Origin of the sequence: Psychromonas sp. KJ10-2 (genome assembly GCF_047323255.1) — a bacterium.
GTDB lineage: Bacteria > Pseudomonadota > Gammaproteobacteria > Enterobacterales > Psychromonadaceae > Psychromonas.
Genome location: NZ_CP178827.1, coordinates 850720 through 866691, shown reverse-complemented (window position 1 = coordinate 866691; position 15972 = coordinate 850720). Strand labels below are relative to the sequence as shown.

Genomic DNA, 15972 nt, shown 5'->3' with positions numbered 1-15972 from the left:
AAAATTTTAGGTGCATTAATGCAGATTAAATTAACCTTAATATCGAGTATTATTCTTACCAGTTTAGTTGCTGGTTGTTCTGAACCAGACTCCCTTATAAAAGATAACGCCACAACAGACTCCTCTCAAGAACAACAAAAAGCCAGTGAGCAGCTGATTAATGCACCTGTTGATTTAAGTATGTTCGCCGATGGTGCTATTGTCGGAGATGTTGAAACCGTTGAATGTACTTTAAGTGGCGGAACTGAAACCAGTTGTTATCGGATCACCATTGCAGGTGCTCCAGCCGATCCTGATTCATCTCCAGAAGGACCTTACTGCCCACCTACAATAGAATCGAGTGTTGAAGAAGGGGGCACATGGATTGATGGTGAAGGCACTGTTTATCAAGTTGATGGCGCATTTATTAAAAATTTGTCGACTTTATACAAAGACAAAAAATGGCAAATGTATGATATCAATACAGGTGAAGTCATCGTGATTGATGGTGCTAAAGGTTGTGAAGTAGCTGGTGACCCTAGACCTATTCCTGGGTTTAATAATTTCTGCTTATCGTGCTCTTTGGAAGATTTAGAGGGTGGCATTCAAAAAACCGTATTAATTCCTAAAGTACCAGTGCCACTGACTGAACCTAACGCTATCAATGGTCGCTCTAACACTGGCATTGCTTTAAATGGTGTGTTATTTGGTCCTCCAGCGCCACTGGATATGATCTTAAGCTCTTATACATTAGGTGTATTAGATGATTGTGGTGCACATGCTAACCCACATGAAGGTTACCATTACCATTCCGCTAATGGATGCTCTGAAATTGGTATTCAAGAAGATGGCCACTCAGCGATGATCGGATATGCACTAGATGGATATGCTATTTATGCAAAAACAGATAAAGACAGTATTGAGTCTGAGGGGTTAGATGCCTGTGGCGGCGAAACAGATCCGATACGTGGTTATCATTATCATGCTTCAGCACTAGGTACAAACCAGATATTTGGTTGTTTTATGGGAGAAACTGGGTATTTTGAGGAGAAGAAGGGCGACCAGAGAGGGGGCCGGAAGGTGCCCCTGGTGATAATCAAGGGTCACCACAAGAGTAATACACTGACCGCTTAGTCGGTAACCTAATTAATGGGGTTGATAATAAATTAATCCCATTAAGTTAAATAGTTAACTAACCTAAGATTATCTTAGGCAAAAAATCAATGATTACCTGTGGTTGTTTATATGCTAAATTTACTGACTATTAATTGGTTAAATAGTTATCGTAATAAATAATGAAAAGGATAGGGCAGAATGGAGTTCGCATTAGCTGATGTTATTGATTTAACAACTAGCCCAATAGATGATTCGACATTTAGAAAGGCTTGTAAGCGCACCTTGGATGAGAATGGTGCATTAGTAATAAAAGATTTTTTAAAACCTGCTGTTATCTCATTATTGCAACAAGAAGGTAAAGATAATCAACATCTTGCTTATTATACAGGCAATAAACATAACGTTTATTTAACTGAAACTGATCCTAGTTATAGCGATTCACACCCAAGAAATCGTCTAGTTACTTCCTCTAAAGGTTGTATTACCACAGATCAAATACCGACAAACTCGGCGTTACATAGCCTTTACCAAGCACCTAAATTTCGTGACTTTTTATGTGAAGTATTAGGTGAGCAAGCCTTGTATGAATATGCTGATCCACTCTCTTCCATTAATTTACACTATGCAGGTGAAGGGCAGGAGCTAGGTTGGCATTATGATAACTCTTCTTTTGCTATTACCTTAATGGTGCAAAGCCCTCAACAAGGGGGCGTTTTTGAATATGTAAAAGATGTACGTGATGCGGATAATGGTGATATGAACTATGTCATGTCTGGGGACATTTTAGATGGCAATGTGAACACTGAAAACCTGTCAATGGATCCTGGGGCGTTGGTATTGTTTAGAGGTAGGAATTCAATGCATAGAGTAACACCAACTATCGGTGAGCAAACCCGTATGCTGGTGGTACTTGCTTATAATACCCAACCCAACATTAGTTTATCTGAGTCTGCTCGTATGACGTTCTTTGGCCGTTTAGGCTAATATCAAACTGCTTATATTGGCTACATTAATTGTAACCAATATAATAACGAGACACCCAGACTACAGGTTATCAGTGAGCCTATGGTAGTCATGGCAATAATATTAGCTGCCAATTCTGCACTGTGTCCCATTGCTCTTGCCATAACATAACTTGCGGCGGCTGTTGGTGCGGCAGACATAAAGAACACTAAGCCTAATAACTCTCCTTGATAACCTAAGCAATAAGCTCCAGCCGTGATTAAAACAGGGCCAACGACAATTTTTAGCATAGTTGAAAATCGACAATTAAAGCTATTATTTTTTAACGCTTCTACACTTAAACTGGCTCCGGTGCAAAGCAGTGCAACGGGTAATGTCATATCCGCAAAATATTCCCCGGTATCGACAATCAGATTAGGTACTGGGATGTTAGTTAAGAAGAAAACCAAGCCTAACAAGATACTGATGATTAAAGGATTCTTTAGGATCGACTTAATCATGCTAAACACCATTGTGAAGTTAAATCCTTCTTTTTTCGGTGATAATATAATAACCGATAGGATATTATAAAGTATGGTATGAGAGGCTACATATACAGCAGCTAAACCTAATGTTGCTTCGCCATAAACATTGCTAACGTAAGCTAAACCGATGATCGCCGTATTGCTTCGAAAAGCACCTTGAATAATGGCGCCATGGTGTTCTTTTTCAGTTACCCAGTATTTAGTCGCGATAATACACAATAAAAAGAAGATAAAATTAGCCGATATTCCATACGCTACTAGGTTAAAATTAATTTGGGCTTGATGGTCCATTTTAACAATACTAAGAAACAGTAAGGTCGGTAAAGTGACTTTAAACACTAACTTAGAGCCTACTTCAATAAAGCTGTCATTAATGGTGCCTGTATTATTTAAAAACCAGCCTAAAAACAGTAATAAACAAATGGGGCCAACAATAGAAAATGAAAATTGTAAGGATTCGAAGAACATAGTCTAGCACTCACAGAAACAGAAAATGAACGGTTAATGGAGAGCAAGTGTTGTTATGCCTAACATGCAATCCATTGCCTTTAAGGTGTATTAGGTTATTAACTAAAGATACTATCGCCCATTTGATCAATGGCAATTTTGGCTTTTCTAATGGTCATCTCAATACAGTCATCTCTGCTAGCAACAACATCTGAACGAATAAAAGTATGTGTTTGTAACTGGTTATCAAGCTGTTTCGTAATTGCGGCTGACAAACGATATTGTCCACCTTCACTGATTGGCGCTGGGGTAATAGTAAAACCTTTATATTCAGTGCTTTCTTCAACGGGTGCTGCTTCTGGAGTATTATTATTATTATTATTATTATTGCCAGAAAAGAGCGACGTTAAACTTGATAGCAATCCCATTACTTTTATTCCTTAAAAATTAAATTGTTAAAGCATTGTAAATCAAACTGCTTTTAATGTGTGATTTATATTTCAGCAAATATTGTGAAGATAAAAAAAGCAACTCAGTGAGTTGCTTTTTTGTGATCAACCTAATTAGGCTAATTAATATAAAGGTTTAGAATAAGCCGATAGCATTGGCAAATACTAATAGAATACCGATTGGTGCTACAAAACGTAATAACACTAAAATAATGGCAAATGGTGTACCCGTTAGGTTTAACTCTTCTTGTAAGATGTGTGGTTTAATTACCCAACCAGCAAAGATAGAGATAAAGATACCGCCTAATGGTAGTAAGATATTTGCAGTTAAGTAATCTAAGAACTCAAAGATATCTCCACCCATACCAAATGACAATTTAGTCCAATCAGCGCCTGCAAATGAGAATATAGTACATAGGCTTAATAACCAAATACCAATGCCCGCAACAGTCGCTGCTTTAGTACGACTCATGTTTTGACGTTCAACTAGGTAGGCTGTTGGAGACTCTAATAGTGCAATTACCGAGGTAAATGCTGCAAATACAATCATGATAAAGAATAATGTACCAACAAAATCACCAAATGGCATTGAACCAAACGCTAGTGGAATTGATTGGAATAATAAACCAGGACCTGCACTTGGCTCTAAACCATTAGCAAATACGATAGGGTAAATCGCTAAACCAGCAATTAACGCAACAACCGTATCAGCAATAGCGATAGTAATAGATGTTTTAACGATAGACACACCTTTAGGTAGGTATGCACCGTAAGTCATCATAATACCCATTGCTAAGCTCAGAGTGAAAAAGGCGTGACCTAATGCTACTAATGCACCTTCAATGGTAAGTTGTGAGAAATCAACATGGAACATGAAATCAAAGGCCGCTGCAAAATCACCTACAACAGCAGAATAGAACATGATGCCCACCAATAAAATAAGTAACGCTGGCATTAGGTAAGTAATAGCCGTTTCAAGCCCTTTTTTAACTCCTTTAGAGATAACATAGATAGCTGCAATCAGGGTTAATGTAGACCACACCATCAATTGAGACACACTAGTAATTAACTCAGTGAATAAAGCGCCAATCACATCAGCGTTAGTCGCGGGGTTTGCCGCCGCTGCACTGAATTCACCTGAACCAGAGAAGAATACGTAAGCTGCAGCCCAACCAGCAATAACTGCGTAAAAGCTTAGAATAAGGAAACCAGCAATAACGCCGATTGTACCAATTAATGACCAATGCGTTGAGCGACCAGATTCGGCTGCAACATGTGCAATTGCATTAGCTGGCGTAGAGCGACCACGTTTACCAATGATAACTTCTGCCATCATCACTGGAATACCAATTAATAGGATGCATGCTAAGTAAACAAGTACAAAAGCACCGCCACCATTTTCACCCATTATGTATGGGAACTTCCAAATATTACCTAAACCTACGGCTGCACCTGTTGCAGCTAAAACATATGCGTATCGACTAGACCATCGATTAGACACTTGTGTATCAGTACTCATTTAAATCCTTGAATGTAATTAAATAGCTATATTTATGCCTTAAGCGCCATAAAAATATCCATTATGTAAATAATTGCCTAAGAATAATAAAAGTTCGGCAAAGAGGCTACTGAAACCCGCATAAAAATTAATTTAAGTCATAAAAGAGTGGTGTTTTGACAAGTGGTGCTTGTTTTATGACCGTATAGACATAAAAACAGACCTTCTTGCGTTCCTGTAGTTGACAGTACAGGTGTGTATAGGGTTATCTAGAGGTATCTCGTTCCATACCCATATTCGCTGTTAACATCATTTTAAATTGGAGAAGAAAATGGTCAAAGTTGAGAAATCTATTACAGCAAGTTTTGATGTTGATCCACAATGTGGTTTCACACCACTTTGTCCTGATGAGTTGCCTGTAGCAGAAGGGCACTTTATTACTGATCAATTAAATGCACAGGCGAAGTTCGCACAATATCGAGTAGTGAGCAAAGATTGTCATCCCGCAGAGGCTCCTTGGATTGCCACATCCCCAGACCAAATAATGACACCAGTAGAGGGGGATTATCCCAATTTAGATATTAAATGGCCTGCTCACTGTGTTGTAGGAACCAAAGGTAATTCACTGATCCAGGGTTACCCAATGAAGCGGAATATGATTTTGTGGTAGAAAAAGGTATTGAACCAGAGATGCACCCCTATGGCGCTTGTTATCACGACCTAAGTGAGCAACAGGGAACAGGTGTCATTGAATGGTTAAAGGAAAATAAAGTGACTGACGTGATTGTTGGTGGACTAGCAACGGATTACTGCGTGAAAACAACGGTTTTACAATTAGTTAAAGCCGGCTTTAAAGTGATTTTAAATAAAGCGGCTTGCCGTGGAATTGCAGATGATTCTATTCAGTCTGCCTATCAAGAGATGCAAGATATCGGCGTAATATTTATCGCCAGTAGTCAGGAGTTAGCGCGTTAATGCAAAATACAAATATAGATCGTTGGTTGATTGAAAGTTTAACAGATATCGATTTTTATAAGATAAGTATGTTACAAGCTTTTTATCATGCCGCAGAATTCCGTCTGGTCAATGTGCAATGGAAATTTGCATGCCGCAATCAAGAGGGACTCGATTTAACGATTTTAATCCCTGAAATACAAAGACAACTTGAACACCTTTGCACCTTATCTTTTACTGATGAAGAGCTTGATTACTTAAGCAAAATGCATTTCATTAAGCCGGACTTTATTGAATTTCTGCGCATCTTTAAATTGAACATGAAATTTATCCATCTTCATTCCGACGGTAAAAATATTAACCTGCGTTTTGATGGCCCTTTGTTGCATGTTAGCTTACTTGAAATCTATGCACTTTCTATTATTAGTGAATTACATACTTTTATAAATTGTGGCGGGTTTGATCTCTTTGTGGCGAGAGAAAAGCTCGCAGACAAAATCGCTTTATTAAAAGCAGAAAAAGATTTAACGGGCTTAACCTTTATTGATTTTGGGACACGTCGTCGAGCGAGTAAAGCGTGGCAAGAGGAAGTATTAAGCACATTAAAAACAGAGTTCCCTAGTGAGTTCCTTGGAACAAGTTGTGTGCATTTTGCTAGAAAATTAGATTTACCTGCCATGGGCACCATGGCGCATGAATGGTTCCAAAGCTGGCAAGCTGTTACGCGGCTAGCTGACGCACAAAAAGCCGCCTTAGAAGGCTGGGTAAGAGAGTATCGTGGTCGTTTAGGTATTGCCTTAACAGACTGTTACTCTATGGATTCTTTTATGCGTGATTTCGATGACCCTTATTTTGGTAAACTTTACGATGGTTTACGACATGACAGTGGTTGCCCATTTGAGTGGGGCGAAAAGGCAATTAACTTATATCATAAGATGGAAATTGACCCTTTAAGCAAAACCTTGGTATTCAGCGATTCATTGGATTTCCCGAGAATGATAGAGATCTGGAAGCGTTTTAGAGGACGAATTAAAGTGTCTTTTGGAATTGGTACTAACTTGATGAATGATGTTGGTAATAAACCGCTTAGCATTGTCATTAAAATGGTGACGGTTAATGGTAAACCTGTTGCTAAAATTTCCGATGAGCCTGGTAAAAGTATGTGCGAGGATTTAGGTTACTTACAATATCTAGCCAGCCAATACGGAATAGACCCAAGTACAGTAAAAGTGGCTAAATAACCACTCTTTAAAGCACTCATAAAACAGAAAAAGCCGATAAAGTTGAGCGTTAATTCTCCGGCTTTATCGGCTTTTTATTAAGTTATTTTAACAAGTAAAATAGCTCAGTTGTCTAAACACTTATTTTTGATTAAAGCGTCTTGAGCGTGAAAGTACATCAATTAACAGGGTAATGTTCAAAGCATCACTTTCCGCATTTTGTTCAAGGTAATTACCTTGCCAGTCAATACTATCAATGTCGCCATTTCCCGAAAATTTAGTAATTCTACGGTTTTCATAAATAATGTAGTTCTTACTATCGCCTGACAATATAAAGTCACGATCTTGTTTAGTAAACAGGTCATGGCCACTACTAAATTGATTGCTAGGGTTGTCTACAGCAAAGACCTCTTGCATTAAGGTTGGCACTAAATCGACATGACTGGTCATATGGTAAACAGCACGAGGCGGTTTATTTGGCCATACAACCACCATTGGCACACTTGCACCACTGATTAATGTGTCGTTACTATTTTGCTCTTTAAAAGATTGACCATTGGTTCCAGTCAATATAATAATAGTATTCTGATAAGCCTGTTGTGCTTTCAAACTATCTACTATGGTTTGTATCTTTTCATCTATGGCTAATACTTGAGATTGATACAATGTTAATTGCTCTGTTTGCTCAGGTATTGTTTTGATAGAAGGCTGCGTAAACAGATGATCATTCTGCTGCTCTAAATAAACATAAGCGAACCAAGGTGTACTTTGCTGCTGTGTTTTAATCCATTCATCCCACTGTTGCATCACTTGGTTATTATTAGTGGCATCAGAGTAGTAAACGTCAGCTTGCTGTTTAAGGTGGCTAAAGCTACTTTGTAAAAACTCAGGGTGAACAAAACCAATACTAGAGAACAAGCCGATAGAACGGTTACTTTCAACCACTTTGTCCATCAATACAGGGGCAATATGATTATCAGTGATTGGGTCCCAGTAACTGTTAGGTAAACCATAGAACAAACTAAAGACACCTTGAGCACTATTATTAGCGCCACTGAAGTGATTTTTGAAATTAATTGCTTGTTCACTGATCGCCTGTAAATTTGGCATATTATGATCATTAAGCATATCAGCACGTAACGATTCAACATTAACAATCAAAATATTGTAATCGGCGTTAACGCTAGGAGTAGAGGCATAAGTTAGTGGTTTTAAAGGATAGTTAAGTACTTTAGGGTTAGTACCTAAAGCGTTTAGTTCACTTTTTGAATCGCATCTTCATTTAACCAACCTTGTTTAGTTAGGAAGGTGCGAGCGGTCATCGGATAAGAGAGTGGGTATAAAGAACGCTGATGGGTAATCGGACGATACTGTGTCGCATCGGCCCAAATATACACCAAGTGGCTTAATACAAAACTCGCAAACAGGAAGAGAGCGATCGGCTTACCTATCTGTTTCGCGTGTATGATGCGAACTTTTTTCCACAAAATCATCGAGAAAAAAGCTTCTAAAGCAAAAGTAATTGGGATTGAAATATAGTGCAAGTTGATGGAGTAAATCTCTTCAACCTGTTCGGGTTTCTGTAAGAATTGCCAAATTAATGGGTTAAGGTGGAATTCATACAATCTAAATATCTGTGTATCAACAATCAAAAAAGTGATCGCAGTAGTGGCGATCATGATTGAAACGAGGCGATAAATTAAATTATTCGATATTAAAAACGCCAGTGGGAATAATAATATTCCAAACACCACAGCTGCAAGAAAGCTAAAATGCCCCAGTAGACTAATAAACTGATAAGTAATGCCCAAACCAGTATCAGCTAACCCTGAATACGCAATGTAACGTAAGCTGATTAAAGAAATAGCAATAATATTAAAGAACGTAAACCAATGTGCCCAAGTGACATTTTTGGCGACGTTATCGTGAAATTTATGACCTGTTTCAACCATATTTTTTATTTTTCTTTTGAATTAATAGAAGCACTTAATGCTTTAACAAATTTGTCGCTGATTGCTTGGCGTTGTGCTGTAGGCACTTGGCTATTAATGATATGAGTAATACTGTTGCCTAAAATCATTAAGCTAAGATCTACAGAGACGTCGTTGTCATGTAAAACATCCATTACTTGATCCAGAATTGATTCGATTTTTGGCTAGAGTACTTTGATTGAATTGGCATAATAAACTTCTAATATAAGGAATGATAATTGCGTTATGATACCGCACTCGTATTATTATACCAATGACTTAACTCCTCGATTTTGAAAAGTTACACAGATAATTAAGCAAATAATTACTGTTTCAAGATGGATTGCGGTGTGTATAATTTGCCAATTAAGTTTATTCGTTTCTCACAAGGTCATATTTCTATGAACGTTTCCGCTACTAATATTATTTTACACTCTTTAAATTACAACAGTGAGGGTGTCTTATCATGCAAAATGCGTGAAGGCGAGCTACCTATTTCGCCGTCAATTGAGCAGTTGGTCATGGATTTACACCGCAGCTACCAGAGTAAATCAAACAAAGCGTTTGCATTTTTTGCCGATGAAGGGGAAAAATCACAAGTATTCCAACGTGCGTTAACTGAAGAGATGAACGGCGAATTGGATTTTGTTGGCTTTTCTCAACAGGCTGCTGGTCGATTAGTTGCTGAGTTAAAAGATCATGATTTTGCTGAAGAGGGTGTGTTATTGATCAGTAAATACACATGGACAACCAGTGATTACTTATTGGTTGCTTTACTTCAAAATAATCAATCGATTAGTGTTAATGAAAATTTAGAGTTACAAGTTAGTCAGCATATCGAAACCAGTAAAATTCAATTAGTGGCTCGTATTGACCTTACTTTATTAAAACGAGATCCAGAAGCTAATCGTTATATTTCCTTTATTAAAGGGCGTGTTGGTCGTAAAGTCTCTGATTTCTTCTTAGACTTTATGGGCGCAAAAGAAGGGTTTGATGCAAAAGTGCAGAATGAAGGTTTATTAAAAGCAGTGGAAGAGTTTTGTGAAAAGCAAGAGCTGCCAACAGAACAAAAGCAAGAGGTCCGTGAAGTTACTTTTAATTACTGTAAAGAGCAAATCAAAGAGGGGCAAGACATTGACCTATCGAGCCTATCCGAAGAGTTTCAATCAACCTCAAACTTAGAAGGTAGCTTTTATGACTTTGTCAGCGAAGATTATCAGTTAGAGGAAAACTTCCCTGCGGATAAAACCTTAGTTAGAAAGTTAACTAAATATGTAGGAACGGGTGGCGGCATGAATATTAGTTTCGACCAAAAACATTTAGGCTCTTCTATTCTTTATGATGAAGCTTCTGATACGCTAACTATTCAAGGCATTCCGCCTAATTTACGCGAACAATTAAAACGTGATGCATTGATTGATGCAGGCGAAATGGTGATCACTGAAACCGTTACGGATGATGGAAAAGCACCTTTTAAGCATTAATAGATTACACTGCTTGTATTCCCCTTGAGAAGGGGATTAAGCAAAAAAGAGATAAAAGAATGAAATTATTTGTACGAGATTTAACTGTTATTGATTCAACTTACTTAGAGGCTACCCGTGGTTTTGTAGGGGAAAGCTATCAAGTTGATGTGGTGTTAGATGGGCAGTTAAATGAACAATCTATGATTTTAGACTTTGCCTTGGTGAAGAAACAGATCAAAGCGATTATTGATGCTGAAGTTGATCATAAACTATTAGTACCAAGTTTATCTGCTGCTTGTAAAGTACTAGCAGAAGATGAGCGAACTCAAGTTGATTACCATTTAAATGATGCTGAACTTATTCAAGTAAAGGCGCCACATGAAGCATACTGTTTGCTTGATTGTGAGGTTATTAATGAGGCATTTATTGCGCGTTATTTAGAGCAGATTATTCTAGAAAAATTACCAGAGAATATATCTGGACTGCAAATCACTTTACATCCAGAAGTGATCAATACGCCATTTTACCATTACACTCACGGTTTAAAGAAACATAATGGTAATTGCCAACGCATTGCACATGGTCATCGTTCTAAAATTGATATTTTTATTAATGATCAATATAGCGAACAATGGGTTGAGCAATGGGCTGCGCGTTGGACAGATATCTATTTAGCCAGTGAAAGTGATCTGATTAAACGTAGTGACCTGTCGTTTATTACACAGAAACCAACTGCTGAAGTTCATTGTTCTGCTTATCATGCGCCGCAGGGGTATTTTGAGTTATTAATGCCTGCTAGTCGCTGTGAAGTATTAAACAATGATACCACGGTAGAAGAGTTAGCACGCTTCATCTGTGAAACCATTAAAGCTGAAGAAGGTGATAATAAGGTCACTGTGTTTGCCTATGAAGGCATTGGTAAAGGTGCGATTGTCGAGCTATAACGATCAGTGGTTATTGGCCATGAACAAGCACCATTGATAAAAACATTGATTAAGGATTAAAGATGGCTGAAGAAACAATATTTAGAAAAATAATTGATAAAGAGATCCCGTCGGATACGTTATACCAAGATCAGTATGTTACTGCTTTTCGTGATATTTCACCGCAGGCACCGGTGCATATTTTGATTATTCCCAATAAACTGATCGCAACGGCTAATGATATCGAGGTTGAAGATGAAGTGTTAATCGGGAAATTATATACGGTCGCTAAAAAGTTAGCCAAAGAAGAGGGCATTGCGGAGTCAGGTTATCGCTTAATCATGAACTGTAATAATGATGGCGGGCAAGAGGTCTATCACATACATTTACATTTATTAGGTGGAAAAAGATTAGGCAAGTTAGTAAATTAACTTTATCTATTAAGTTATGATAAGTTATTGATACTATTTTATTCTTTACAAAGTGGAGTTTACAATGAAAATACATACTAGTCTTTTATTGGCGGTAATGAGTAGTGTAATGCTTGCTGCTTGTTCAACGTCAGTAGAGCGTTTAGATGCAAGCGAACAGGTTGATTTAAGTGGAGCATGGAACGATACAGACTCTCAGTTAGTGGCTGAAGAGATGATCCAAGATTCATTATCAAGACCGTGGATAACTAAGTTTGTGACCAGTGAAGGTAAAGACCCCGCTGTTATTGTTGGCCGCATTAAAAATTTAAGCCATGAGCATATTAATACCAATACTTTTGTTGCCAATATGGAGAGAGAATTAATTAATTCCGGTGAAGTACAATTTGTTGCAAGTGCCTCAAGTCGTCAAGAAATTCGTGATGAGCGTGCAGATCAAGACTTAAATGCATCAGAAGTAACACGTAAAGAAGCTGGACAAGAGTATGGTGCAGATTTCATGATGCAAGGTCAAATCAATACCATTGTTGATGTAGATGGCACTACGCAGGTGCGTTTTTATCAAGTCAACCTTGAATTAATTAGCTTAAAGGATAACCGTAAAGTGTGGATTGGTGAGAAGAAAATCAAAAAACTTATCTCTAACAGTAAAATCCGTCCGTAACGTTTATATACAATAATAGGCTCAGTAATGAGCCTATTATTGTATCAAATGGAATAACTATGTATAAATTGTTACTTGTCTTTGCCTTTTTACTTTCCGGCTGTGCTCAGCACTCTAACAATCGACTTGCAGATGATTTACAATTTCAAACACCAGAGTCCATCCTCTCAGCATTACAAGAAACTAAACCTGACGATAAAGATATAGCGCAATATTATCTTAATATAGGTTACCTACAGTTATTATCTGGGCACTTTCCTGATTCCATTGATGCACTCTTAATTGCTAAAAAGGAGATGGAATCTCTGGCAGCGACTTCGGTGTCAGAAAATATCGGGGCAGGGACGGTTAATGAGACCTTAAGAAGTTATAGTGGTTATCCCCTTGATCGTGTCATGGTGCATAATATGTTGGCTTTGAGTTATCTATTTAATCAAGATATAGATGGCGCGCGCGTGGAAATGTTACAAGCCGACGTCGCCATGAAAAAACTCTTTGATAAAGACTCTTTGAGTGGTCAACTGGCTAGTACCCACCTTATTTCTGGTATTATTTATGAGTTATTAGATGAACGCTCTAATGCCTTTATTAGCTATCAATTGGCTGAAGAGGTACTTAATAAACGCCATATAGCTTTGCCAGAAGGGTTGAAGTTAGGTTTATTAAGAATGAGCTTAAAAATGGGTAATGACCAAGCTTATGATAAATATAGTAAAGCCTACCCGAGCTTAGCAGAGCATCAAACGGCTAAGGAGCAAGTATTTGTACTGTACTTTAACGGTGTTGTGTCTAATAAAGTTCAAGCGAGTTTAACTGTGCCAAGTTTTAATGGCCAACAACTGATCCGTATTGCCATGCCAACTTACCCAGAACGTGTGCCACGCCCTGTAAGTGCACAAGTCGGTGACGGACAACAAATTAAAAATACGCAAGTTACAGAAAATATTAATGACATTGCTCGAGAGGATTTAGATAAAGAGTATCCTTCTATTCTATTACTCACCACCACCAGAGCGATTGCTAAATATAAAGTGGTGGAGGAAGCCAAAAAGAAAGATCAATTAATTGGTACCTTGCTTAACTTTGCCACTTTGATCAGTGAAGTCGCTGATTTGCGAAGTTGGAATATGTTACCTGCGACAATTCAATTTGCTTATTTAGACACTAACTCAGATAATATTGTTGTTTCTCCCCTAAGACTGCCGACAATTCAGTGAGTCTTCAGCAAGGGCATCAACATGTTATTTTAGCGACTAATTTATCCAATAAAATATTGCACTATCAGCAATGATTAGCCTTTTGTTAAGGAGTTTACATGAAAAAGATCACCTTACTTGCTTCACTATTATCTAGCGTATTTTTACTTAGCGCTTGCTCCACACCATCTTCAACGCAAGGTGACAATCAGCGCCCAACATGGATAGATCATGCACAAACTGAATATCCTGAATCACAATATTTAACGGCGGTAGGACAAGCTTCTAATAGAACTCGCGCAGGCAAAAATGCCGTGGCTAATTTATTAGAGATATTCTCTGTGAACGTCAGAGCTGAAACCCGCACCTTAACCGAAGCAGTTAAACAAGAGAGTGCTTTGGGTGTCACCATGGAAAGTTCAAGTACGTTACAACGTGATATTCAAACCGAAACAGAGCAAGCAATTCAAGGTGTTGAGATTAAACAAACCTGGTTGAGCCCAAGCGGAGAGTATTATGCACTAGCGGTATTACATCGTTTAAGTGCTTCACAAAACTTAACGGAATCGATCGTTGCCCTAGATGAAAAAACAACTGAGTTAATTGATTACAGTATTAATCAAGCACCCAATGCAATTGCATCAATTAATGCGTTACGCTCAGCGCGAGATGTTCAAATAACACGCAAAATGGCAAACTTTCAATTGCAATATATAAGTGGTAGTGGTGTGCCAGTAGATATTTCAAGTGATAAAATTGAGCAATTAATTAAACAAAAACTAGCTGCTTTAGCTATCGCAGCAAAGGCTGATACAGAGTCTCAAGCAAAAGCAATTCAGTCGGGCCTTTCTTCATTAGGCGTTCAAGTCACTGATAATGCAAATATTGAAGTAACAGGTTATGCAGATGTAACTAATCCTGCGTTAATTGAATCTTGGTATTGGCTACGTGGTAGTTATGAGTTAAGTCTTAGCGAAAATGGTCAAGTGATCAGTCGTAAACGTTGGCCTATTAAGGTTTCAGCAAAGCAAAAAGATCTATTAAAATTGCGTTTACAAGACAAATTAAGCACTCGTATGGATGAATACTTACAGCAATTAATTAGTGACTCTCCATCGCTCTAACTTGCGCATATAAATCATTTAAAATTGGCGTTTCAATATTATGTTGTAACGCCTTTTTAATCAGGTAACCATTGATAAACTCTATCTCTGTTTGTCGGCCAAAGTGAATATCTCTATTCATTGAGGAATAATTTTCTGCGGTAGCTTTAATCACATTTGCTACAGTTTCCTGCAATTCATTTAAATCAAAGGTTAATTGTTCAGCTTCTGCAATAGCAAAGACTTCTAATACTAATGGCTGGATTAACGGTGCATATTCAGTGCAACGCAATTGCCCATTTTTGATCTGGTGAATGGCCGTCAGTGGATTGATCACGGCATTAATAATCAGTTTTAACCAGCATTTCTCGATAATTTCATTACTAATATGAGTATCAGGCATAATCTCTAACAGAGGGTGTAAATAGGTGTTTAATCGGTCTTCCATTGGTTGATGATTATTATTTGATTCGTAACCTGGATAAAAACCAAAGTAACTTGGCCCCGCGCCAGTATGTGTAATGGTTAAAGCATCAGTTAATAAACTAGCATTGGCAGTGGTGGCACAAATAATCGGGTTATTAGGGAAGTGTTTAGCTACTTGCTCCGCACAACCATAACCATTATGCATTAAGATAATAGCTTGTTGTGGTTTGATATAAGCTTGCTGTTGTAGCAGTGCTGCAAGCACCTGATGTGCTTTAACACACACTAATAAACTACTTTGTTGTGCTTGCTCCGTTTTGTGCAGTAACTGCATGCCATAAGAGACATTAAATGAGTGACACTTACCTATTAAGTCTGTGAGCGTTAAAGTGTTTGTAGACAATACCGAGCGCGATACAATATGACATGGGTAACCTGCTTGTAATAACTTGCCTAACCATAAGCAACCAATTGCACCCGCACCAATTATTTGTATCATACTGTGTCCTATACCGTTAAATGACTATGATCATTAACATAAACATCTATTATGCTAATTTGCTGATTTAGTTACAAGAGACAAAACACACTATGGCAATGCTTAGTCATAGATGATCACTGCGTTTTCTGGTAAATTCATACC

At 37.9% G+C, this 15972-nt stretch carries 17 protein-coding genes and 1 pseudogene; 11 read left to right on the top strand and 7 right to left on the bottom strand.

What is annotated here, in order from left to right; translation table 11 throughout:
• The first annotated feature begins 18 nt into the window (after window positions 1-18).
• Together ACLKL2_RS04175 and ACLKL2_RS04170 are read left to right on the top strand one after the other, a co-directional pair.
• Complete coding sequence (locus ACLKL2_RS04175; RefSeq protein ID WP_413693486.1) at window positions 19-1113, top strand: YHYH protein; 1095 nt, start codon at window positions 19-21, stop codon at window positions 1111-1113.
• 180 nt (window positions 1114-1293) lie between these two features.
• Entirely contained in the window at window positions 1294-2079 is a 786-nt protein-coding gene (locus ACLKL2_RS04170; RefSeq protein WP_413693485.1) for a HalD/BesD family halogenase, read from the top strand.
• Window positions 2080-2099: 20 nt separating this feature from the next.
• Here the strand turns inward: ACLKL2_RS04170 and ACLKL2_RS04165 are convergent, their stop codons facing one another.
• The 3 genes from ACLKL2_RS04165 to ACLKL2_RS04155 all read right to left on the bottom strand — a co-directional run bounded on the left by ACLKL2_RS04165 (window position 2100) and on the right by ACLKL2_RS04155 (window position 4997).
• Entirely contained in the window at window positions 2100-3050 is a 951-nt protein-coding gene (locus ACLKL2_RS04165) for an AEC family transporter (RefSeq protein WP_413693484.1), read from the bottom strand.
• Between the two features lie 98 nt (window positions 3051-3148).
• On the bottom strand, window positions 3149-3457 hold the full coding sequence (locus tag ACLKL2_RS04160) for an HlyU family transcriptional regulator (RefSeq protein WP_413693483.1): 309 nt from the start codon (window positions 3455-3457) through the stop codon (window positions 3149-3151).
• Between the two features lie 157 nt (window positions 3458-3614).
• The gene (locus ACLKL2_RS04155; protein ID WP_113818805.1) at window positions 3615-4997 is read right to left on the bottom strand and encodes a sodium-dependent transporter; all 1383 of its coding nucleotides are present in this window, start codon (window positions 4995-4997) and stop codon (window positions 3615-3617) included.
• Window positions 4998-5307: 310 nt separating this feature from the next.
• Between ACLKL2_RS04155 and ACLKL2_RS04150 the strand changes: the two genes are divergently transcribed.
• The 3 genes from ACLKL2_RS04150 to pncB are packed head-to-tail and all read left to right on the top strand — an operon-like array spanning window position 5308 to window position 7171.
• A complete protein-coding gene (locus tag ACLKL2_RS04150) occupies window positions 5308-5646 on the top strand; it encodes a hypothetical protein (RefSeq protein ID WP_413693482.1) in 339 nt (112 codons plus the stop codon).
• On the top strand, window positions 5640-5951 hold the full coding sequence (locus ACLKL2_RS04145; protein ID WP_413693481.1) for an isochorismatase family protein: 312 nt from the start codon (window positions 5640-5642) through the stop codon (window positions 5949-5951). Before ACLKL2_RS04150 ends, ACLKL2_RS04145 begins: the two co-directional genes overlap by 7 nt.
• Window positions 5951-7171, top strand: a complete 1221-nt coding sequence (gene pncB, locus ACLKL2_RS04140) for a nicotinate phosphoribosyltransferase (RefSeq protein WP_413693480.1) — start codon at window positions 5951-5953, stop codon at window positions 7169-7171. Before ACLKL2_RS04145 ends, pncB begins: the two co-directional genes overlap by 1 nt.
• 120 nt (window positions 7172-7291) lie before the next feature.
• On the opposite strand, the gene ACLKL2_RS04135 is transcribed toward pncB, so the two are convergent.
• The 3 genes and pseudogenes from ACLKL2_RS04135 to ACLKL2_RS04125 form a co-directional block, all read right to left on the bottom strand.
• Entirely contained in the window at window positions 7292-8260 is a 969-nt protein-coding gene (locus ACLKL2_RS04135; RefSeq protein ID WP_413693479.1) for a sulfatase-like hydrolase/transferase, read from the bottom strand.
• A gap of 143 nt (window positions 8261-8403) precedes the next feature.
• Window positions 8404-9102: a DUF3413 domain-containing protein gene (locus ACLKL2_RS04130; protein ID WP_413693478.1), complete on the bottom strand. Its 699-nt coding sequence runs from the start codon at window positions 9100-9102 to the stop codon at window positions 8404-8406.
• 5 nt (window positions 9103-9107) lie between these two features.
• Window positions 9108-9331: pseudogene (locus tag ACLKL2_RS04125) on the bottom strand (DUF1414 domain-containing protein).
• A 190-nt stretch (window positions 9332-9521) separates the two neighbouring features.
• Here ACLKL2_RS04125 and yejK point away from each other — a divergent pair.
• From yejK to ACLKL2_RS04095, 6 genes are all read left to right on the top strand, one after another.
• The gene (gene yejK, locus ACLKL2_RS04120) at window positions 9522-10604 is read left to right on the top strand and encodes a nucleoid-associated protein YejK (protein WP_413693477.1); all 1083 of its coding nucleotides are present in this window, start codon (window positions 9522-9524) and stop codon (window positions 10602-10604) included.
• A gap of 59 nt (window positions 10605-10663) precedes the next feature.
• Entirely contained in the window at window positions 10664-11530 is an 867-nt protein-coding gene (locus tag ACLKL2_RS04115; RefSeq protein WP_413693476.1) for a 6-carboxytetrahydropterin synthase, read from the top strand.
• A 62-nt stretch (window positions 11531-11592) separates the two neighbouring features.
• Window positions 11593-11940 (top strand): HIT domain-containing protein, encoded by a 348-nt coding sequence (locus ACLKL2_RS04110; protein ID WP_113818799.1) that lies wholly within the window; start codon window positions 11593-11595, stop codon window positions 11938-11940.
• A 64-nt stretch (window positions 11941-12004) separates the two neighbouring features.
• A complete protein-coding gene (locus ACLKL2_RS04105; RefSeq protein ID WP_413693475.1) occupies window positions 12005-12604 on the top strand; it encodes a penicillin-binding protein activator LpoB in 600 nt (199 codons plus the stop codon).
• 59 nt (window positions 12605-12663) lie between these two features.
• Window positions 12664-13821, top strand: coding sequence for a COG3014 family protein (locus ACLKL2_RS04100; protein ID WP_413693474.1), 1158 nt, complete (start codon window positions 12664-12666; stop codon window positions 13819-13821).
• Window positions 13822-13919: 98 nt separating this feature from the next.
• On the top strand, window positions 13920-14924 hold the full coding sequence (locus tag ACLKL2_RS04095) for an LPP20 family lipoprotein (RefSeq protein WP_413693473.1): 1005 nt from the start codon (window positions 13920-13922) through the stop codon (window positions 14922-14924).
• Here ACLKL2_RS04095 and ACLKL2_RS04090 read toward each other — a convergent pair.
• Entirely contained in the window at window positions 14902-15828 is a 927-nt protein-coding gene (locus ACLKL2_RS04090) for a ketopantoate reductase family protein (protein WP_413693472.1), read from the bottom strand. The genes ACLKL2_RS04095 and ACLKL2_RS04090 overlap by 23 nt on opposite strands.
• Between the last annotated feature and the right edge of the window lie 144 nt (window positions 15829-15972).

Bases quoted from the DNA above. Each gene is read 5' to 3' on its own strand.
- ACLKL2_RS04175 (WP_413693486.1), top strand. From the start codon at position 19: ATGCAGATTAAATTAACCTTAATATCGAGTATTATTCTTACCAGTTTA.
- ACLKL2_RS04170 (WP_413693485.1), top strand. From the start codon at position 1,294: ATGGAGTTCGCATTAGCTGATGTTATTGATTTAACAACTAGCCCAATA.
- ACLKL2_RS04165 (WP_413693484.1), bottom strand. From the start codon at position 3,050: ATGTTCTTCGAATCCTTACAATTTTCATTTTCTATTGTTGGCCCCATT.
- ACLKL2_RS04160 (WP_413693483.1), bottom strand. From the start codon at position 3,457: ATGGGATTGCTATCAAGTTTAACGTCGCTCTTTTCTGGCAATAATAAT.
- ACLKL2_RS04155 (WP_113818805.1), bottom strand. From the start codon at position 4,997: ATGAGTACTGATACACAAGTGTCTAATCGATGGTCTAGTCGATACGCA.
- ACLKL2_RS04150 (WP_413693482.1), top strand. From the start codon at position 5,308: ATGGTCAAAGTTGAGAAATCTATTACAGCAAGTTTTGATGTTGATCCA.
- pncB (WP_413693480.1), top strand. From the start codon at position 5,951: ATGCAAAATACAAATATAGATCGTTGGTTGATTGAAAGTTTAACAGAT.
- ACLKL2_RS04135 (WP_413693479.1), bottom strand. From the start codon at position 8,260: ATGCCAAATTTACAGGCGATCAGTGAACAAGCAATTAATTTCAAAAAT.
- ACLKL2_RS04130 (WP_413693478.1), bottom strand. From the start codon at position 9,102: ATGGTTGAAACAGGTCATAAATTTCACGATAACGTCGCCAAAAATGTC.
- yejK (WP_413693477.1), top strand. From the start codon at position 9,522: ATGAACGTTTCCGCTACTAATATTATTTTACACTCTTTAAATTACAAC.
- ACLKL2_RS04115 (WP_413693476.1), top strand. From the start codon at position 10,664: ATGAAATTATTTGTACGAGATTTAACTGTTATTGATTCAACTTACTTA.
- ACLKL2_RS04110 (WP_113818799.1), top strand. From the start codon at position 11,593: ATGGCTGAAGAAACAATATTTAGAAAAATAATTGATAAAGAGATCCCG.
- ACLKL2_RS04105 (WP_413693475.1), top strand. From the start codon at position 12,005: ATGAAAATACATACTAGTCTTTTATTGGCGGTAATGAGTAGTGTAATG.
- ACLKL2_RS04100 (WP_413693474.1), top strand. From the start codon at position 12,664: ATGTATAAATTGTTACTTGTCTTTGCCTTTTTACTTTCCGGCTGTGCT.
- ACLKL2_RS04095 (WP_413693473.1), top strand. From the start codon at position 13,920: ATGAAAAAGATCACCTTACTTGCTTCACTATTATCTAGCGTATTTTTA.
- ACLKL2_RS04090 (WP_413693472.1), bottom strand. From the start codon at position 15,828: ATGATACAAATAATTGGTGCGGGTGCAATTGGTTGCTTATGGTTAGGC.